Origin of the sequence: Sphingobacterium sp. LZ11T8 (assembly GCF_024261425.1) — a bacterium.
Classification (GTDB): Bacteria; Bacteroidota; Bacteroidia; order Sphingobacteriales; family Sphingobacteriaceae; genus Sphingobacterium.
In genome coordinates this window covers 73,819-94,163 of the sequence record NZ_JANBZY010000010.1, presented here as the reverse complement: position 1 = coordinate 94,163, position 20,345 = coordinate 73,819, and the positions used below count along the sequence as shown (strand labels likewise).

18 protein-coding genes and 1 riboswitch are annotated in these 20,345 nt (G+C 38.4%); of the genes, 9 read left to right on the top strand and 9 right to left on the bottom strand.

Features of this window, described 5'->3' with window-relative positions:
* The first annotated feature begins 8 nt into the window (after nucleotides 1–8).
* Genes NLF99_RS18400 through NLF99_RS18390 form a run of 3 tightly spaced genes read left to right on the top strand, consistent with a single transcriptional unit; the run spans nucleotide 9 to nucleotide 3,411 of the window.
* Nucleotides 9–869: a substrate import-associated zinc metallohydrolase lipoprotein gene (locus tag NLF99_RS18400; RefSeq protein ID WP_254530007.1), complete on the top strand. Its 861-nt coding sequence runs from the start codon at nucleotides 9–11 to the stop codon at nucleotides 867–869.
* Nucleotides 866–2,131: a DUF4302 domain-containing protein gene (locus tag NLF99_RS18395; RefSeq protein WP_254530005.1), complete on the top strand. Its 1,266-nt coding sequence runs from the start codon at nucleotides 866–868 to the stop codon at nucleotides 2,129–2,131. Before NLF99_RS18400 ends, NLF99_RS18395 begins: the two co-directional genes overlap by 4 nt.
* Before the next feature lie 8 nt (nucleotides 2,132–2,139).
* A complete protein-coding gene (locus tag NLF99_RS18390) occupies nucleotides 2,140–3,411 on the top strand; it encodes a DUF4302 domain-containing protein (RefSeq protein ID WP_254530003.1) in 1,272 nt (423 codons plus the stop codon).
* A gap of 52 nt (nucleotides 3,412–3,463) precedes the next feature.
* Here NLF99_RS18390 and NLF99_RS18385 read toward each other — a convergent pair whose 3' ends face one another.
* The 3 genes from NLF99_RS18385 to NLF99_RS18375 form a co-directional block, all read right to left on the bottom strand.
* Nucleotides 3,464–4,540: an acyl-CoA dehydrogenase gene (locus NLF99_RS18385; protein WP_254530001.1), complete on the bottom strand. Its 1,077-nt coding sequence runs from the start codon at nucleotides 4,538–4,540 to the stop codon at nucleotides 3,464–3,466.
* A complete protein-coding gene (gene pnuC / locus NLF99_RS18380) occupies nucleotides 4,541–5,113 on the bottom strand; it encodes a nicotinamide riboside transporter PnuC (RefSeq protein ID WP_254529999.1) in 573 nt (190 codons plus the stop codon).
* Between the two features lie 87 nt (nucleotides 5,114–5,200).
* Nucleotides 5,201–5,338: riboswitch (TPP riboswitch) on the bottom strand.
* A 5-nt stretch (nucleotides 5,339–5,343) separates the two neighbouring features.
* Complete coding sequence (locus tag NLF99_RS18375; protein WP_185211911.1) at nucleotides 5,344–6,840, bottom strand: malate:quinone oxidoreductase; 1,497 nt, start codon at nucleotides 6,838–6,840, stop codon at nucleotides 5,344–5,346.
* Between the two features lie 1,391 nt (nucleotides 6,841–8,231).
* On the opposite strand from NLF99_RS18375, the gene fabG reads away from it, so the two are divergent.
* Both fabG and NLF99_RS18365 read left to right on the top strand, forming a co-directional pair.
* Nucleotides 8,232–8,975 (top strand): 3-oxoacyl-[acyl-carrier-protein] reductase, encoded by a 744-nt coding sequence (gene fabG, locus NLF99_RS18370; protein ID WP_185211910.1) that lies wholly within the window; start codon nucleotides 8,232–8,234, stop codon nucleotides 8,973–8,975.
* A 190-nt stretch (nucleotides 8,976–9,165) separates the two neighbouring features.
* Nucleotides 9,166–10,146, top strand: a complete 981-nt coding sequence (locus NLF99_RS18365; RefSeq protein ID WP_254529997.1) for an acyl transferase — start codon at nucleotides 9,166–9,168, stop codon at nucleotides 10,144–10,146.
* 1 nt (nucleotide 10,147) lies between these two features.
* Here NLF99_RS18365 and NLF99_RS18360 read toward each other — a convergent pair whose 3' ends face one another.
* Entirely contained in the window at nucleotides 10,148–11,017 is an 870-nt protein-coding gene (locus tag NLF99_RS18360; RefSeq protein WP_185211908.1) for a neutral zinc metallopeptidase, read from the bottom strand.
* 150 nt (nucleotides 11,018–11,167) lie between these two features.
* Here NLF99_RS18360 and NLF99_RS18355 point away from each other — a divergent pair, with 150 nt between their 5' ends.
* Genes NLF99_RS18355 through NLF99_RS18345 form a run of 3 tightly spaced genes read left to right on the top strand, consistent with a single transcriptional unit; the run spans nucleotide 11,168 to nucleotide 12,870 of the window.
* Nucleotides 11,168–11,743, top strand: a complete 576-nt coding sequence (locus NLF99_RS18355) for an alkylphosphonate utilization protein (protein ID WP_254529995.1) — start codon at nucleotides 11,168–11,170, stop codon at nucleotides 11,741–11,743.
* A 29-nt stretch (nucleotides 11,744–11,772) separates the two neighbouring features.
* Nucleotides 11,773–12,471 (top strand): thioredoxin domain-containing protein, encoded by a 699-nt coding sequence (locus NLF99_RS18350; RefSeq protein ID WP_185211907.1) that lies wholly within the window; start codon nucleotides 11,773–11,775, stop codon nucleotides 12,469–12,471.
* A gap of 21 nt (nucleotides 12,472–12,492) precedes the next feature.
* Nucleotides 12,493–12,870 carry a DUF423 domain-containing protein gene (locus NLF99_RS18345; RefSeq protein WP_185211906.1) on the top strand — a complete coding sequence of 126 codons (378 nt, stop codon included), beginning with the start codon at nucleotides 12,493–12,495 and terminating at the stop codon, nucleotides 12,868–12,870.
* A gap of 47 nt (nucleotides 12,871–12,917) precedes the next feature.
* On the opposite strand, the gene NLF99_RS18340 is transcribed toward NLF99_RS18345, so the two are convergent.
* The 5 genes from NLF99_RS18340 to NLF99_RS18320 form a co-directional block, all read right to left on the bottom strand.
* Nucleotides 12,918–13,637, bottom strand: a complete 720-nt coding sequence (locus NLF99_RS18340) for a menaquinone biosynthetic enzyme MqnA/MqnD family protein (RefSeq protein ID WP_254529993.1) — start codon at nucleotides 13,635–13,637, stop codon at nucleotides 12,918–12,920.
* Nucleotides 13,630–14,256, bottom strand: a complete 627-nt coding sequence (locus tag NLF99_RS18335; protein WP_185211904.1) for a histidine phosphatase family protein — start codon at nucleotides 14,254–14,256, stop codon at nucleotides 13,630–13,632. Before NLF99_RS18335 ends, NLF99_RS18340 begins: the two co-directional genes overlap by 8 nt.
* Nucleotides 14,257–14,268: 12 nt before the next feature.
* Nucleotides 14,269–15,468 carry an aminofutalosine synthase MqnE gene (gene mqnE, locus NLF99_RS18330; protein WP_254529991.1) on the bottom strand — a complete coding sequence of 400 codons (1,200 nt, stop codon included), beginning with the start codon at nucleotides 15,466–15,468 and terminating at the stop codon, nucleotides 14,269–14,271.
* 61 nt (nucleotides 15,469–15,529) lie between these two features.
* On the bottom strand, nucleotides 15,530–17,353 hold the full coding sequence (locus NLF99_RS18325; protein WP_185211902.1) for an ABC transporter ATP-binding protein: 1,824 nt from the start codon (nucleotides 17,351–17,353) through the stop codon (nucleotides 15,530–15,532).
* A gap of 172 nt (nucleotides 17,354–17,525) precedes the next feature.
* Complete coding sequence (locus tag NLF99_RS18320) at nucleotides 17,526–18,581, bottom strand: substrate-binding domain-containing protein (RefSeq protein WP_185211901.1); 1,056 nt, start codon at nucleotides 18,579–18,581, stop codon at nucleotides 17,526–17,528.
* 585 nt (nucleotides 18,582–19,166) lie between these two features.
* Between NLF99_RS18320 and NLF99_RS18315 the strand changes: the two genes are divergently transcribed.
* The gene (locus tag NLF99_RS18315; protein ID WP_254529989.1) at nucleotides 19,167–20,330 is read left to right on the top strand and encodes a pyridoxal phosphate-dependent aminotransferase; all 1,164 of its coding nucleotides are present in this window, start codon (nucleotides 19,167–19,169) and stop codon (nucleotides 20,328–20,330) included.
* Nucleotides 20,331–20,345: the final 15 nt, after the last annotated feature.

Here is a 20,345-nt window from a genome sequence, read left to right as displayed (position 1 = left end):
AAATCGTTATGAAACATTATAAATGTGCAATATTCCTACTACTAATTTCCCTATTAACTTCTTGTGCCAAAGAGGAAACTTTGCCAGACGAACCAATTGTGGATTTAGGCGGTGAAAGATGGGCAAACGGTCCAATTGATAGATTTATCTTCCAAGAATTTATTAAATCCTATAATATTGAGATCAAATACAAATGGACTCCCTTCGAAATCAATTTTAATAGGACGCTAGTTCCGCCCCAAGAAAAAAAAGTGATTCCTGTACTAACGGCTGTTAGGGATATCTGGATGAAACCCTATGAAAAAGTTGCTGGGAAAGAATTTCTGAAAAGGTACTCTCTATCCAAGTTTATTTTGGTTGGCAGTGCGGAATACCAAAACAACGGTACTATTATTTTGGGGACTGCCGAAGGCGGAACCAAGGTCGTTTTATATGTAGTAAATGACTTTGATTTTTCAAAACCTGAGACAGTCAGTCAGATGCTCCATACCATTCACCATGAGTTTGCCCATATTCTGCATCAGAATATTCATTACCCTCAGGCATGGAGAGGCATAAGTACAGCATGGTATACACAAACTTGGTTCAATACGCCAGAAGAAACAGCAAATGCACAGGGATTTGTGTCGAGTTATGCAAAATCTGCGGAACAAGAAGACTTCGTTGAAACGATTGCTTACTTGTTGGTGGAAGGACAAGAAAAATTCGATGCATTAGTAAAAGCCAATACTCCAGTTGAGGCGACGTTTCGTCTTAAAGAGAGCATTGTTGTCCAGTACTACAAGGAAGTTTTCAACATTGATTTCAGGGCTCTTCAAAGGGAAGTTCGAGCCGCATTCTTATCGTTAACTAAACCAACTACAAAATGAAACCAATAATTTTCTCATTGATCATGTGCTTGCTCCTAATTTCTTGTAAAAAGGAATTTGAAGGAGTGCGACCTGACGCCAAATTGAATAAATTAAAAGACGAATATGCTAAGCAATTAACAGGCTCGAAAAATGGATGGATCGGATATTTATATCCAAAAGGTGGCGGAAGTTATACTTTTAAGTTCAATTTCGACGATAAAAACAGGGTTAAAAGCTTTGCCACTATTGATAATATCAAAGCTGGCACCTCCGACGAAAGTTCTTACCGCTTAGCAGCGGATCAGGTTGTCAGTCTATATTTTGATACATATTCTTACATACATCAGCTGTCTGACCCAGATGAACAAAAAAGTGGAGGATTAAGAGGTGGTGGTTTGATTTCTGATTTTGAATTTTCAATCATTGAAACTTCTACAGATACCATAAAATTAGTTGGAAATCATAATGAAAGCACCTTGACTTTAGTCAGAGCCAAGGAAAATGAAGGTGACGACTATATTAGAAAAGCGTTTCTCTTAAATGCAAAAGTCGAAGAAATCAACCAGTTGACAAACTATTATAAAACTGTAAAAATCAACAATAAGGATTATGGTGTGATTTTCAATACTGAAACCAACAATATTGCTTTTTATTATGAAGAGAACTCTACTTTCAAAAGCTTTATTACAGAGTATGCCCTTACCGATAAAGGCATTTTTCTAAAGGACCCATTAAATGCAGGTGGCTTGGCCGTGAAAGGTTTTGATAACTTCATCATCAACAAGACCAACAATAAAACAACAGCAAAATTAAATGGTACTGTAGATATTGAAATCCTTGATCAAAACAAACCAGTTTCTATCGATAAAGATGCACCAAGAAGAATGTACCTGATCAATAAAAGATATGCATCCTCTTTTGGGTTTACGATCGCTGGAAAAAAAGACGCTTTAGGTATTAGAACTTTTCCTGGCTTCAATTTCCTTCTATATATCCCAAGAATGTACATAGATCCTTTTGATGCCTTGTTTATCATATTTTTCAACGAGTACAATCTTGGCCCCGTCTTTACCACTTTATATAACAATCAAGGTATTTTATCCTTCAAGGTAGTTCGTGAAATGGCGGGACAGAGCTTTGGGCCAGAATTTGAAGAAATAGTTAAAAATCAAAATCAGGTTTGGTTTGAACCAAAAGGATTTTACGTTTTTGAAACGGGAGATGAACAATTCGATTTTGTAAGTGTGAAAGATAGTAGGGTTTGGATAAGATTTAAATAATAAATATCATGAAAAAATATATATGGTTAATATTATCCCTTTGTGTCCTGTTTTCTTGTAAAAAAGGAGAACTGAAAACTTTTGAAGTTGAGGAAGTCTGGGAGAAACCGGAAGTAAAATTACAACAATTAAAAGATGCCATAGCGGCTCATAAAACAGGTTGGGAATTTACCCTTGAATATGGTCCAAATCAAACTGCAACCTATGGTTATCTTGGATTTAACACAGAAAAGTCTTCTGAATTCATGAGTGATTTCTCCAGGAATTTTTTAAGATTTGACAATACAGATTATCACATTGGAATTGTAAATACCAATGCTTCATTGTCATTTCCAAAAACCAGTAAATTTGGTAATCTCGCTGCTGATGCTCTACATATCGACACCTTATTCACGTACAAGATCATCAAGAATGATACGATTATCTTGGAAGGTGAAACCAAAAAATCAATATTGACTTTGACAAAATGTACTCCAGAAAAATTAACCAAGTTGAAAGGTAATTCTATTATTGCAGACCAAGAAAAAATTAAGAAATTGATGGAAATGCCGAAATTCTTCTTTTCTTATAAGCAAAACGGCAAAACCTTTGGTTTAGAAATCGACACCAATTCACGGCAATTTTTATTTTATTCTGGAACCAATCAAAATCCAGTCGTTACGAAATCAAATTATTTCTTTAATGGCAATGGATTATCCCTAGTTAGACCAATTGAAATTGATGGTGTGAAAATAAAATTGATGGAAGGTTTAAGGCTCAACTCAACTTCGCTAAGTTCTAAAGATGGCATAAATATCTCGAATGTCGGCAAACCACAAGTTTACGACATAAAAACAGCAAAGGAATTTACCATTGCCGGCACGAAAATTTTATGGTGGACATCTTCTCAAGGCTTTGGAAAGCGAAATCAACCTGATATTGCAGGCTTTCAAAAACTACCAAACTTCACTTCGTTTACTCTTGTGCCAAATTATGATTATAATGAGCAATATAAAACCTATTTCTGGTTTATGGCTATTGGTTTAAGAGGGGCCACAGCTGGTAGTAACCATGGACCTGTAGCTAGATTTGGAGATAATGGTATCCTTAGGTTTATTCCATTTTTGGAAGGCATCCCCTCTACTAACCCTGCAATACTCCGAGCCATGAATATCACTACAAGTTATATCTATAACCCTAATGGGTTTTATATCATTAAAACTGGTCTTGGTTATACGATAGTCGATGCAACAGATGGATTAACTTGGGCATACTTCCAAGATAACGCTGATGTATCTTAGATTTATTTTACCAACTCCCTAGATATTATTCCTTTTAGGGAGTTGTTTTATCCTACCACACATTCAACAAACTATGCTGACTTGCCGTAAATAAATTCCGAAATACGATATTCAATTCATTTTCCTTTTGCGCTGCTCTGATTCCCAACAAAGGCAATATCTCGGCACAATCCATACGCACATCTTTTGCAATTTCTCTCGATAATTCTCCAATTTTCAAATACAGATCCGCCTCAACCTCTTTCCCTTTACTGGCATTTTGCCATAGCTCAACAGCATAAGCCTTCACCTGGCCTACCTTCCCTTCAAATTTTGTGCGTAATTGATCCAGCTGTTTAAACCTAGTTTTACTATGTTTCTCCGCCCAATGGCTATCTTTTGATTTCTCGAAATAATACTTTTCGCACAGGTCTAAAAACCGCTTGAACATACCTACATAATTCACCAATAGGGTCAATTCTGCAAATGGCATAAAAGGAATATTAAAAAGGGTCGAATTAGACTGTTTAGCTTTAGGATCAAGTACAAAAGCATTTTCCTTGGGCACTTTCAGGTCCTGAAAGGAAAAGGAATGGCTCGCGGTACATTCCAACCCTATGGTATCCCAATCATAATGGATGAGTACATCATCCTTTGGGACCAGGAAGGAAAAATATAAATTCTCGCCTGATTCATTTTTCAGTACCTCTCCATTATTAATGATTTCAGCATTGAAAGTGAAATGGGTTAAATGAGGAGCACCGGTGGCATAGTTCCAATAACCAGAAACCACAAAATATTCTCCAGCATCAATTGCCTTCCCTCCGACTCTTCCGCTGCCTCCCAAACAGATCTTGGGATCAGACCAGAGGCTTTTGGCAAATTCAGGTTGTATAAAGCCTGCAAACATATTCGCACCAGCACATAAGGTTACCGTCCAGGCCAATCCGCCATCCCAATAAGCCAGCTCTTCCAATAAGTCCAAGCCTTCTGGAAAGGACATTTCCAAGCCGTTTAATGTTTTCGGAACCCAAAGATTAAACCAGTTGTTTTGGTACACAAGGTCAAGTTGCTCTTTCGTAAGCGCCTTATTCTTGATTCCTTCGGCCTGTAATTCCTTTATGATCTGAATTTGTTCTGATATCAACATTTAATTGTCTGTATTTAATTCTAATTTTTGGATTTTCATGATTCGTTTCCAATTTAGGTAACCGAAAATGGCAACTATAAATAGAAACGTGGTCAGTGCTGCGAATAGGTAAAGGTCTTTATGGATCAAAAGTGGTACGGCAAAAAGGTTACTGATATTGAGCAAGATCCAATTTTCAATTTTTCTTTTCGCCAAAAGCCACATACCAGCCCAGGCTGTGGAGGTCACCCAAGCATCCCAAATAGGCACATCGGAATTGGTAATGCTGCGAAGCAAAAAGTAAAAGATCAAGAAACCTCCAAATACGATGCTGAGGACGGTAACCCATTCTTGCTTAGTCGAATGGGTAATGGGCTGTTCCTTTGCGGTCTTATTGCTTATCCAAAACCACCAGCCATAGATACTCATGACCAAATAATAGATTTGTAAAGCAATTTCAGCATATAGCCCGGCATTGTACAGAACCAGCATCCCAGTCGTAATCCCCATTATCCCAAACAGGTAATTGGATACCTTATTGTTCTTGGACAATAGGACTTGGATAATGCCACAGATCACAGAAAACCTTTCCAACCAGGACGTTTGCTGCAATGTTTGAATAATGTTATTAAAGATTTCCTCCAATTTCGCTGAATGGTATAAGCACTTATGGAGATAAGGGAAAGGATCTTTGTTTATTCCTACGCCAGCATTACCTGGATCAGGTTCATTCCGATCAAAACCGGAATTGGGTATCATCTCAGCCTAAAAATATGTCCCGTCATAAACGGGACATATTCAGCACCCCATAAGTATTGTGAATATTATTTATCGATCTGCAAAATTGCAGAGGTACGATTTCTTGTTGATTGACACAGCTCGGCGTCATCATTTAACTTCTTGCCCCAAGATGGGATCATCTCACGCAATTTCTTACGGTAAGAATCAGATTTTGCACGGTCAGGGAAACATCTTTTCAATAAGTTGATCATGATTGCTACTGAAGTTGATGCACCTGGTGAAGCGCCCAATAAGGCAGCAATGGATCCATCGGCACTGGAAACTACCTCAGTTCCGAACTCCAAGATACCACCATGTTTAGGGTCTTTTTTGATAACCTGTACACGTTGGCCAGCTTTTTCGATTTCCCAATCTTCCAATTTAGCGGTTGGCATAAATTGTTTCAGGGAATCTAATTTGTCCTGAGGTTTTTTCATCACCTCGGTGATCAAATATTTAGTCAATGGTAGGTTATCCAATCCTGCCGATAACATCGGACGGATATTGGAAAGTTTAATGGATGCCGGCAAGTCGAAATAAGATCCTTTTTTCAAGAATTTGGTCGAGAAACCTGCATAAGGACCGAACAACAGAGCTTGTTTTCCATCGATATAACGGGTATCCAAATGCGGAACCGACATCGGAGGAGCACCTACTGATGCCTTTCCATAAACCTTGGCATGGTGTTGCTTGATGATCTCTTCATTATTGCATCTCAACCATTGTCCTCCAACAGGGAAACCACCATAGCCTTTAGCTTCAGGGATTCCCGATTTCTCCAACAACAATAAAGAGTGTCCACCTGCACCGATGAAAACAAACTTAGCCAAGATTTCTCTCTTCTTGCCTGTTTTCAAATCTTTAACTTCTACTTCCCATCTACCATCATCCTCACGGTCAATATCTTTAACTTCTTGGTTCAAGGACAACTTGATATTGTCTTTTCCATCCAAGTAAGTAATCAAATCTCTGGTCAAAGCACCGAAGTTCACATCAGTACCGATATCCATTTTTGTAGCAGCAATAGCCTCATCAGCTGACCTGCCTTCCATCATCAAGGGAACCCATTCATTCAACAAAGTTTTATCCTCGGTATACTCCATACCTTTGAATAGATTTTGTTTGGTCATGGTCTCAAATCTGGTCTTCAAGAACTGCACATCTCTATCGCCAAAAACGGCCGACATATGCGGAACGCGGCGGATAAAATGATTAGGGTTCTTGATAATATTCTTCTCTACTAGGTAAGACCAAAACTGCTTGGAAATCTCATATTGTTCAGCAATACTGATTGCCTTATCAATTTTCACACTTCCATCAGGCTGCTCTGGTGTATAGTTTAGTTCACAAAGTGCCGAGTGACCTGTACCGGCATTATTCCACGCATCTGAACTCTCTGCAGCAACAACATCCAAACGCTCGATAATCTCAATATTAATATCTGGACTCAGCTCATTAATTAACGTACCTAACGTCGCGCTCATGATGCCTCCACCAATCAGAACGACGTCAACCTCCGTTTTTTTTGTTTTCTTACCCATGGTTTTTAAATGAAATACAAAATTAATATTCGCTTTATATTATAGCGAATAAATTTGTCAGAAACATTTCAAATAATTGTGATTTTATCAATAAACACCTATTCCCTTATTCAAATCTACCATAATCCTATTTTTTTAGATTTCTGAGTGTTAAAAAGGGGTGGTTTTGGATTAGACAGGCTCACCCGCCGGAGGTTTGAACCAGGATGAAAGGGATAAGAGGATAGGCCAAGATCTGGGGAAGAACCAGGATTGAATGGATGGGAGGATAGACCAAGATCGTAAACCATTGAATGCGGTTTTAATACAAATTTGCGTAGGGACTATTGCATAGCCCGCCACATATTATCTGCTTCATCCTAAAGAAGGAAGGATCTGTAACATACCTTTTATAATGCTAAGCCGGTCATCCTGACGCAGGAAGGATCTCGGAACATTCCAAACCAATTTTTGGGAATCATTGCATTAGCGTACAGTTCCTGCACCTGTGGTGCAGCATGACAGGACCTGTTGGAGGAGAACCGTACAGATTCTTCACTAATCGTTCAGAATCAAAATGCGAAAAAGAGGGATTCAGAGTGAAACGAAGAATCTATTTTTTTATTTTTTTAAGGATCGTTGTCATTGCCAAATCGTAAGATGAGCAAACTATTTTTTTTCTTTTTAGACCCGTATAAAATAAAAAATATATGGAAAAATATTCCACCCTCGCTAGGGGTTGGCCATTTCAAACATCCAACTTCTACAAAGATTCCACCCCCTCTGGGGGTTTCTCAAAATATATAAATATACATTATCCTTCCGAAGGAAGCCCTTTAGCCTCCGGCTCATTTCCAATGGCGGAAAAATGGAAAGAATGCCGTTGCCCTGCGATGGGATTGGCCTTGGAATGCTTTCAAAAAATTCTCCATCTAAAGGAGAATTTTGAAGGAAGATATTCCCGACAACAAGGCGTTCTTTTCATGTGCAGATGATTGTGCGAAAAGCCATCTTAAATGAGCCGAAGCCTTTACGGATTCGAGTTGTTTTTGGTATCCGTGAGCTCCTTCGTCGGTTTGGTTACTTTTGGGCTTCAAAAGTAACGAAGAAAATTGGTGTCCGTGAGCTCCTTTGTCGGTTTGGTTTTGGTTACTTTTGGGCTCTAAAAGTAACGAAGAGAATGCGGTCAAACTGCATTCCAAAGATGAGAAAACCATTTCAAATGAAGATTGGATGGTTCCGAGTCCTTTCGTTCCTCAAGGTGACACTGGAAAGGTTAATGAAAAGAAGGTTTGTCCATCTTTCTTTAATTATGTCATTGAATCCTTCCTATTGCTATTCATTTTTTGTATTATGCAGTTTATTTTCCACTTTTGTGGACTTTATATTATTGAACATAAATATTTATTTATATGAAATTGTTAGCCGGAAAAACAGCCTTGATTACTGGGGCATCCAAAGGGATCGGTAGAAAAATTGCTGAAGTATTTGCCCAAAATGGAGCGAACGTTGCTTTCACCTACCTTTCTTCGGTAGAAAAAGGCCAAGCCCTAGAAAAAGAACTTGAACAATTCGGAACAAAAGTAAAAGGATACCGTTCTGACGCTTCTAAATTTGATGAAGCTGATAAATTAATCAATGATATCGTTGCTGATTTTGGAACCCTTGATATCGTCGTTAACAATGCCGGAATCACTAAAGATGGTCTATTGATGCGTATGACAGAGGAAAACTGGGACGATGTAATCAACATCAACCTGAAATCAATCTTCAACGTTTCTAAAGCTGCTTCCAAGGTGATGATGAAAAACCGCAAAGGTAGCATCATCAACATGAGTTCTGTAGTAGGTGTACAAGGAAATGCTGGACAAGCTAACTATGCAGCTTCTAAAGCAGGTATCATCGGTTTTTCTAAATCCCTTGCTAAAGAGCTGGGATCAAGAAACATCCGTACCAACGTAGTGGCTCCTGGATTTATCCGCACTGAAATGACTGATGTATTGGACCCTAAGGTTGTTGAAGGTTGGGAAGCTAATATCCCATTAAAACGTGCTGGTGAACCTGAAGATGTTGCCAATGCCTGTTTGTTCCTAGCTTCAGACCTCTCTTCCTATATCACTGGACAGGTGATCCCTGTTTGTGGAGGAATGTTATAAGATCGAAAGAATTTGAGTATAATTCTTCGGGTCAAGTTCTGGTCTCATTCGAGACATATTCGGAAATTTCGGAATATGTCTCGAATAAGGTCAAAGCTTGACCCGAACTTTTTTTATCTGTTTTTTGGGATTTTTGAAATTCGACGGTATTAAAAAAACATTTAATATTTGTTGTCGTATATTTGCAGCAATGGAAATTTCGGACAAAATATTCACTATTCAAAATGAAATAGACTTTAACAATTGTGCTGTTGAAATCTTTAGATTCCAAGCCAAGAACAATCTAGTCTATCAGCAATTTCTGGATATTTTAAAAGTGAATCCAGAAGCAATACAGCATTACCGTGAAATCCCTTTTCTCCCTATCCAATTCTTTAAATCGCAGGAAGTAATCATAGAAGGTTTGGAACCGGAAGTGACCTTCTCTTCTTCAGGTACAACAGGTATGATTACCAGCAAACATCTTGTCGCAAAGGGTGATTTGTATGTGAAAAGTTTCAGGAGAGCTTTCGAGCAATTTTATGGTAAGATCGAAGGCATCGCCATAGTAGCCTTATTGCCCTCCTATTTAGAGCGTTCAGGATCATCCCTGATCTATATGGTAGACGACCTCATTAACCGATCTAATCAACCCGAAAGTGGTTATTTCCTATACAACCATGAGGATCTGCAACGAACATTGAACAAACTCAAGGAGTCGGGGACCAAGACTGTCCTATTCGGAGTGACATATGCCCTATTGGATTTCATTGAGCAATACCGAATTGATTTCCCTGACTTGATTGTGATGGAAACAGGTGGGATGAAGGGCAAGAGAAAGGAAATGATCCGTGAGGAATTGCATCAGATATTATGTGAGGGGTTTAATGTGAAGAGCATACATTCTGAATATGGCATGACCGAATTGCTTTCTCAAGGCTATTCTGATGGTGAAGGTTTATTCCATACCCCAAACTGGATGAAAATCTTGATACGTGACACCAATGATCCCCTGTCTTTATTGGACAATAAAAAAACAGGAGCAATAAATGTCATTGATTTAGCCAATTATTATTCCTGTTCCTTTATAGCTACACAAGACCTTGGAAAGTTCCATACAGATGGATCCTTTGAAATCTTGGGTAGGTTTGACAACTCGGATATCCGAGGTTGCAATCTTTTAGTTCAGTAGCTTATTGCAAGCTTGGATCTTCAAAGGTGTTACCAGCATTGATATCGCCGGTATCATATCCTTTTTTGAACCAGTACATACGTTGTTCTGATGAACCGTGTGTAAATGATTCTGGATTAGATTGTCCATACGCTTGTTCTTGGATATGGTCATCACCTACAGCTGCTGCTGCACGCATTCCTTCAACGATATCATCATAAGTGATCTCTACATCGGTAGATTTATTTAAGTGATGTGCCCATACCCCAGCATAGAAATCAGCTTGCAGTTCGGTCATCACCGAGATTTTATTGTTTTCACGTTCGCTCAATTTTGCTCGCATGGCATTGGTTTGCGATAGAACTCCAAAAATATTTTGGATATGATGACCTACCTCATGCGCAATAACATAAGCTAAAGCAAATTCACCTTTTGCACCATATTTTTGAGATAATTCACGGTTAAAGCTGAGGTCAAGATATACTTTTTGGTCACCAGGACAGTAAAAAGGTCCATAAGCTGATCGACCAACACCACAACCACCAGTTTCGGTACCTTCGGTGTACACCACCATGGTTGGTTTGGGATATGATTTTCCATTTTCCTGAAAAATCTTGCCCCATACATCATCAGTACTGGCCAAAACTACATCAGCAAAATCCATTAATTTATCTTCTTCAGGCGTAGATTGATATTCACCTTGTTCATTGACTGTCCCTTGTTGCCCTGATCCTTGCATCTGGTTCAACAAATCATTAGGATCACCGCCCATTAAGAAGCCGATAATCAAAACGATAACACCTCCTATTCCCCCAAGAGTCATTTTCTGTCCACCGGACATCCCTCTACGATCTTCGATATTTCCGCCGCGGCGGCCGCCTTGCCATTTCATAAATATTTCTTTATTTAATTTTAGTTTGTTTTGGTTACACTACAAATTCTTTGCCATAGGTATTATCAGGTGATAATATTGGTTAAAGGTACAATTCATTCCCCTCATTTAAAATGCTTATCTTTGAAATCATTATATATTACCAAACATATGTTATTAGACGATCTGAAAAATAGAAGTGAGAGTCAATGCGAATTATGTCGCTCATCCGAAAACCTGGACATTTACGAAGTCCCTCCTGCTTCCAACCCTTCTTTAGATAACAGCATTTTGATATGTTCTGTTTGCAGAGCACAGATAGAAAAAACCGAACAGATTGATCCGGAACACTGGAAAGTCCTTGGAGATACCATGTGGTCAGAGCATTTGCCAGTTCAAGTTGTGGCTTGGAGAATGTTGAGCAGATTGAGAAATGAAGCCTGGGCAGCCAATAATTTAGATATCCTTTATTTAGATGATGAAACCCTAGAATGGGCTAAGAAAACTGGAGACCATGAAGCTGAAGCAACCGTAGAATTTCATCAGGATTCAAATGGCACCCGTTTGTTTGAAGGTGATACCGTGGTGCTTATCAAGACATTGGACGTAAAAGGTTCAAGCATTTCAGCGAAATTGGGTACCGTAGTTAAGAATATTAGACTTGTTCCTGACAATACCGAACAGATTGAAGGTAAGATTGAAGGGCAAACAATCGTTATATTAACAAAGTACCTGCGTAAAGGCTAAGCTTTTAGGCAGAAAGAAAAACATAGAACATGAAAAAATTATTATTCACCGCATTGATTGGGCTTGCCTGTTTACAGGTAAATGCGCAAGAAAAAATTGATGCAAAAAAAATGGAAGAGGTCATAGCAAAACCTCAAACCCAATTATTGGATGTGCGCACTGCTGCTGAATATGCCGGCGGACATATTCCAAATTCAGTAAATGTGGATTGGAACGAAAAAGAAAACTTCAAGGAGTCCATCAAAACGTTAGACAAAAATGAACCTGTTTATGTGTATTGCCTAGGTGGTGGAAGAAGCAAACAAGCTGCGGCATTACTGACTGAAAATGGTTTTAAGGTATATGACTATTCAGGTGGCATGATGGATTGGAGAAGTGCAGAAAAACCTGAGATTAAACCTGACAACGCTAAGGAAAGCAAAGGCTTAAGCACTGAAGATTTTGATAAGATCATCAATTCATCTGATCTGGTTTTGGTTAATTTTTCTGCTGTATGGTGCGCTCCTTGCCAGGAGTTGAAACCTACCATTGAAAAGATTGAAAAGGAACAGGCCGGAAAAGTTAAGGTGGTGAGGATAGATGCAGACCAGAACAAGGAACTGATGAAAGTTTTAAATGTCCGTGGCATCCCTCAACTATTACTTTTCAAAAAAGGTGAAGAAGCTTGGAATAAATCAGGCGTTGCAACCGAAGACGAAATACTAGCACAGATCAAAAAAGCGAAATAAAGAATCAAAAATTAGAAAAAGGTGAACCAAACTGTATTAATATCCGGAGCTGTCCTAGGAATTCTTTCCATTGTGCTTGGAGCATTTGGTGCTCATGCCCTAAAGAAGGTGTTATCTGAAGAAAGATTAAGTTCCTTTGAAGTTGGAGTCCGCTACCAAATGTATGCTGCCATTACTTTGCTGATCATTGGTTTTCATCTTGATTTCTCCAGTTCTATTGAAAACTGGGCATATTATGGTCTGTTTTGGGGATGTATCCTGTTTTCAGGAAGCATCTATATCTTGAGCTTTAAGGACCTTTTGAAATTCAATATGAAATTTATTGGACCTATCACCCCTTTGGGCGGTCTGTTGATGATCGTTGGTTGGCTAATGCTCCTAATTTCATTTATGAATTAAGAAACTGAAAAAATTAAAAATGCCCCGAAAAATTTTCGGGGCATTTTTTATAGTTCTTTATACCATTTCAAATACTGTTCAATGGCTTTTTTCTTGTCATCATCCAAATGGTAATTCAAATTTTCATTTAGATATTTATGATAATCAAAATTGGGGAAAATTGGCAAACCAGGAATGACATCATCGGGTCTTGAAACTCCATCAGCTAATGCAGCGTTGAATTTTTCCTCAAAACTATCAGGTAATTTCTTATTCGACACCCAGACGGCGTATGCGAATGGCAAGCCTGTCAACTCTTTCCAATAATGCCCCATATCATAGGCATATGGAACCTGCTCTTTTTTACCAAAGGTTCTGTCACCGATCAATACATAGGCATCAGCCGCTCCTTCCGTGACAATTTCCACATCTCTCTTCCAGTAATGCTTCAAGAGGATCCTAGCGAGACCATTTGAGGTCCTTGATTGCTTATCCAATAGCAGGGTATTGATTTCCTCAATAGGTTTCGTGGAGAAGATAAAAACTGAATCAACATAATCGGTTGAACCAATACAGTAATCACCGATATAATGGTATTCCTTTAGGTCGGTTAAGGCGGCAGTGGGAATAATACCCATATCAGATTCGTCGGCAATAACCTTACGAGCACATTCTGACGGATAATCTACAGAAAGCTCAATATCGTTCATTACATCTGAATTTCTTATTCCTTGCAAAAAGGGCAATGTATTGGTATAAGAAACTGCAGATATTCTAATCTTATTCATTTAACAAACCTTCTAAATGTTTTGTGTTGTAATAATCAACAATAGAAAAACTGTTGTTTTCATACTCTAATTTATATAGAGCGGTATTAGTGTGCGGAAAGTCATCCATTTTACATACAGGTACCTCAGTCAGGTGACAGAGCATTATCCGCATGGCACGACCGTGCATACAGACCAAAATCGTTTCTTCGTCTTCTTGCTCCAACATGTAATCAACGGCTTCTTTCTGTCTAAAGACAAGGGCATTTGGAGATTCCCCGTTTTCAATAGCAAGATCCAGATCATTGTTTTTCCAAGAGGTAACCACTTTATCAAATCCCGACAGGATATCTTCAGTCTGCTCCTGCCCTTCATAGATTCCCCAACTGATCTCATCCAAGCCCATCAATTGTTCCATTGGAACACCGTCTTTAAGGAAAGGAGAAACCGTTTGGTGGGTTCTCAATAAGGTTGAGGTATAAATCTTGTCAAAAGGGATATTTTTATATGCATCGTAGAAGGCTTGGGCCTGCTTAAATCCATTGTCATTCAATGGACTGTCCACTCCTCTACCTTGCACAATACCTTTTAAATTTAAATCGGTTTGACCGTGACGTATAAAATAAAATGTTTTCTTCAATTTAGCTCCGACTTATGAATTTACGACAGGCAAAGAATAATATTGTTTCTTTGGATTGGTTTCTTCAAATACAAAATCTTTATAATCTGTGACCACATTATAAAGGGTATCACGTTCAATCGGATGACGACCAACATTCTTGATCAATTCAACCAGTTCTTTCGTACTCATCGCAGGGGTCTGTTCTTCTGCACCTGCCATACTATAGATCTTGGTGGTATCATCCAATGTGCCATCGATATCATCTACTCCAAAACTTAGGGCCATCTGAGCCGTATTTCGAGAGATCATCGCCCAATACGCTTTGATATGGGCAAAATTATCCAGATAAATCCTCGCTATGGCATAATTCCTCAAATCTTCAATAACGGATACCTCAGGAACATGGTCCATTTGGTTATCCTTGTTTCTGAATTTCAATGGAATGAAAGTTTGGAATCCCCCTGTTTTGTCCTGCAATTCCCTTAAGCGTTCCATATGGTCTACACGGTGCCAGTATTCTTCGATATGACCATATAACATGGTTGCATTAGTATGCATTCCTAATTTATGTGCCTGCTCATGGATATCCAGCCATTGTTCTGCATTACATTTATCGTCCGCGATCTTCTCCCGTACTTCTGGATGAAAGATCTCAGCACCACCACCCGGCATGGAATCCAAACCACAGGATTGCATGAACTTCATACCCTCATAATGGCTCAATTTTGCTTTCTTGAAAATGTAGTAATATTCTACAGGTGTCAGACCTTTGATATGCAGGTCAGGACGATGCTCCTTGCAACGTCTAAAAAACTCAGCATAAAACTCAAGGTTTTGTTTAGGGACAACTCCCCCAGTGATATGGACTTCGGTTACAGGCTCGCCATCGTATTTTTTCACGATGTCCATCATACCATCAACATCCATTTCCCAACCTTCTGTCCTGTTCTTGATCAATCTCGAATAGGAACAAAATTTACAGTCATATACGCAGACGTTAGTTGGTTCAATATGGAAATTACGGTTAAAATAGGTATAATCTCCGTGCTTTTTCTCTCTGATATAATTTGCTAATACGCCTAAATATCCTAATTCTGCGTTTTCATAAAGGTATACACCTTCTTCAAATGTAATACGCTCGCTATTAAGTACCTTCTCTGCAATTAGCTTTAATTCATTCGATAAACTTTTGTCGTTCAATAAAAACGATAATTTTTCTGTTGCTTCCATTTCGCAGTCCTTACTATACAAATGTAGGAAAACATACCCGAAAAAGCTAAATTTTGGAGGTCTAAGCTTCTACAAATTGTTGCATATCAATCAGGCGTTTGTAAAGACCATTTTGAGCGATCAAGTTCAAATGCGAACCGACTTCAACAATTCGACCAGCTTCCAAGACGATAATTTTATCTGCATTTTGAATGGTACTCAAACGGTGCGCAATAACAACGGTGGTCCTATTCTCCATAAGTTTGTACAGGGAATCCTGCACAAGACGTTCAGACTCGGTATCTAACGCAGAAGTTGCCTCATCCAATAACATGATTGGAGGATTTTTCAAAACTGCTCTGGCAATACAGATACGCTGACGCTGTCCACCGGAAAGCTTGGATCCACGGTCACCGATATTGGTTTGGTAGCCTGCTTCGGTACCCATGATGAAATCATGAGCATTGGCAATCTTCGCTGCTTGGATTACCTGCTCTTCCGTTGCTTCTGCATTCGCAAAAGCTATATTATTGAATATCGTATCATTGAACAAGATCGACTCTTGATTAACCACACCGATTATTCTTCTTAGGGAATCTTGTTTTAGATCCCTGACATCGATCCCGTCTATCAATATTGCCCCCTGCGTAGCATCCATAAATCGAGGGATTAAATCTACCAAAGTTGATTTCCCTCCACCCGAAGGTCCCACGAGCGCTACAGTTTCACCCTTATTGATGGTTAGGTTAATATCTTGCAAGACTTGTGTTTCCTCATAAGCGAAGAAGACATTATTGAATTCAATCTTGCTATCAAAACGTTCGATATCCAAGGCATTCGGTTTATCTGCTACTTGATTTTTCTCATCGATAAGCTGCAATACACGTTCACCCGCAGCAATACCGTTATGAATATTGCTAAATGCATCGGTCAGTGCTTTTGCTGGGCGCATCACTTGAGAGAAAATGGCAATATAAGCGATGAATTCAGAGGCTTCCAGATCACCTTGACCACTTAAAACAAGGTGTCCGCCGTAAAGCAAGATTACCGCGACCATAGCCACGCCCAACAATTCGGATACTGGAGATCCCATCTGTTGACGGCGTACCATCCTACGGTTAATCTTTGCATATTCATCATTCTCCCAATTGAACCTTCCTTTAATGAATTCAACAGCATTGAATGATTTAATGATTTTTATACCGGACAAAGCTTCTTCCAATAAGGTAATCATATTGGCATAGATCTTTTGCCCCTGTTGGGCCTGATGCTTTAGGGTTTTAACGATCTTGGAAATAAAAAAGGCCGATACCGGAATGACCAATAAAGAAAAAACCGTCAGTTTTGCAGAAATCAGGAACAGCATGACCAAATAAGCAATCAATTGCAAGGGCTCCTTGAAAGCAACCTGTAAAGTTCCCGTAACGGAGAACTGAACTACCTGTACATCGGAAGCAATCTTGGAAATGATGTCACCTTTGCGTTGATTGGAAAAATAACCAAGGTGAAGGTTCATGACATTGTTAAAAACCGATTTTCTCAGATTTAACAAGGTATGTATCCTAAGGTTCTCCATAATCCTTTGAGAAAGGTACCTGAAAAGATTACTGATAAATACAGAAGCTACTATGACGATACAGACATATTTCAAGGCATTGTATGGACCTAAACGGTAGTTAAGGTCATAGGCAAAGTAATTGAAATAACCCATCACATCAAAGCCTTCAGGCTTGGCAATAGGTTCGATTACGGCATCTTGGGAATTAAATAAAGTATGTAATAGCGGTGCTAATAATGCTAAATTCAAGGTGCTGAACACCACCATTATCAAAGTACATATGATATAAGGAATAGCATATTTTTCTATGGGTTTCGCGAACGAGAGCAGTCTAAAGTATGTCTTCATGCAGATTACTAAGATTACAAATGTAATAAAAATTGTAATCTAAGCTGATTTTCGATCCTGATGGCATTGAATTGTTGCAAATAAATGTCAAAATCCAACCTATAAAGAACTTGGAACCCAAGCATCAAAATCACAATTAAATGGTTTTATATTCTTGACTGATTAATAAGATTTAGTTTTCATAATATTGATAGTTTTCCCGGGTAACAATATCAATCGGCATATATTGCAACTTAACAACCTTTCTTTTAGCAATAAAGAACTCATATAAGGCAAGAAAAGCCTTATAACCCTGTTCCAAAGGTTTCTGGCAGATCAAGAAATCAATGATGCCATCTTTCAGGAATTCAATGTTCTTGCTATGATAGCCATTGCCAACTAATTTGATATGATCTAAACCGCGATTTTTTAGGTAACTCGCAACAATATAGGCTCTTGAATTCGTCACATAGATAAGTTTAGGGTTTTTATTCAGCAAATAATCATCCATGAAAACGGAGAATTCATCATTTTCGTTTATTTCGATGTTAAAGCTGTCAATGGAGCAATTATAATGGCTGTCCAGAAAATATTGCTCGAATCCCCTGATCTTTTCTTCCAAATGCTGGATCGAATCTTTCTCCCTGACCACATTGACCACTAAAATCTCATCTTTGGGTTGAATAAGGTACTGGCATAAATGCCCTACTACCCTTCCTGATTGTTCAAGGTCTTGCCCGATATAGCTTAAGGGATGGACTTTAGGGACCTGAGATTCAATAAAGACAAACTGAATCCGCCTTTCTATACATTTTGCAGCAAATTCCCTTGTTTCGTTGATAAAAATGGGAACCACAATAACACCGTCTATATGCTTATTTAATAGCTCTTCACTTTGTTCTATGAAACTCAAACGGTCTTCTGTATCGAAGAAATAATAACGTAAGTCCACTCCGAAATCACCAAATTCAGAAAGGGCTTCCTTAATACCTGAAACAGGTGCATTCCATTGATCTGCCTCTGAGCATTCCTTGGGAATCAGGATACCAAATTTATATACTCTTTTGGACGCCAACCTTTTTGCAAGGATATTTGGTTTATAATCCATTTCCTTGATTATGGACAATATCTTTTCCTTAGTTTTTTGCGCTACGCCAGTTCGATTATGGAGGACTCTATCGACTGTGGCTATGGATACATTTGCTCTTCGAGCAATCTCTTTTACACCAGATAATTCAGATACTTTCATGCGTCTAGATAATTAAAGAAAATTTTTTACTCTTTGTTGTGTTACACTATCATTTAAACGAAAATACACTTTTAAATCTTTAATTATTATTTTCTTTAAAATTAATTTTACATGAACAGGTTTTTACATAGTAAAATCGTGGGTAAGACGACACTTAACAAAAATAATTGGTTAATCTTTGTAGTTTAAGTAAACATTAAAAAATGCTTTAGTGACACCCTAATGGGTAAAAATGGAAATCAAACCAAATCAAACATCATTTAAAAAGCTATACCGTAAATAAATCGATATTTCATCCTAAACCGCTAAACTAACTGACTTTGTTTTAGTTAAAATTTTTAATCAAGCAGGCATTTTCCTATTAATTATTTTTGAGCAAAATAATTGCACTCTGTTAAGGTCAGATTTTAAAGGATTTGGGTATTTAATAAAATTAAAAAAGGTTAAAAAAAAGTGGATGTTTAAATTACTGTTGATTTTATTGAAAATCGGTCATTAATTATTCAAAAAGTAGGTTTATTATTTATCATAATTGAAATAAAACCATTAAGATTTTATAATTTTATCGCCAAATTAAAATAAATAATGGAAATAGAAGTAGCGAAACGACTTCAACGAACTGAAGAATACTACTTTTCGAAGAAGTTGAGAGAGATCGATGAGATGAACAGGAACGGTGCGCAGGTGATTAACCTTGGCATCGGCAGCCCTGACTTGCCTCCTCATCCCGAAGTGATCAAAACGCTTCAGGAGCAGGCAGCATTATCAACCGCTCATGGTTATCAAAGTTATAAAGGCGCTCCTGCCCTTAGAACTGCCATGGCTGATTGGTATGCTCGATATTATCGCGTTTCACTAAATCCTAATACTGAAATCCTTCCATTAATTGGTTCGAAGGAAGGGATCGTCCATATATGTATGACCTACCTTCAAGAAGGTGATGAAGCCTTGATTCCGAATCCTGGATATCCGGCATATTCAAGTGCGGTAACCATTACCGGAGCTACTCCAGTTACCTATAACTTGAAGGCTGAAAATTCTTGGCTTCCTGATTTTGAGGAACTCGAATCTAGGGATCTAAGTAAGGTGAAATTAATGTGGATCAATTACCCGCATATGCCTACTGGTTCATTGGCCAACATTTCTTTCTTTGAAAGAATCGTTGAGTTTGGGAAGAAACACCAGATCCTGATCTGCCATGACAATCCATATAGTTTTATCCTGAATGAGCATCCCGAAAGCATCATGGAAGTTCCCGGTGCAATGGATGTAGCCATTGAGCTAAACTCCCTGAGTAAATCTTCCAATATGGCAGGATGGCGAATTGGGATGTTAATCGCTAATGAAAACAGGATCGGTCAGATCATGAGGTTCAAAAGCAATATGGATTCTGGTATGTTTCTACCGCTTCAATTGGCCGCAGCGAAAGCCTTGAGCTTAGATAAAGAATGGTATACCCAGCTGAATCAGGAATATAAGATTAGGAGAGAAAAAGTTTTTGAAATCATGGATCTATTAGGTTGTACCTATGATACCAACCAAGTAGGGTTATTTGTATGGGCCAAGATTCCGGAAGGTTTTGAGAATTCCTTTCAACTTTGTGATGATGTCCTATATAAGGCGCATGTATTTATTACTCCTGGAGGAATATTTGGTTCTGAAGGGGAAAAATTCATCCGTATCAGCCTTTGTGCAAAAAGCGAAGTCTTTGAGAACGCTATCGACCGAATCAAGAAAGCGATCGATTAGATCCTAAACCATTTT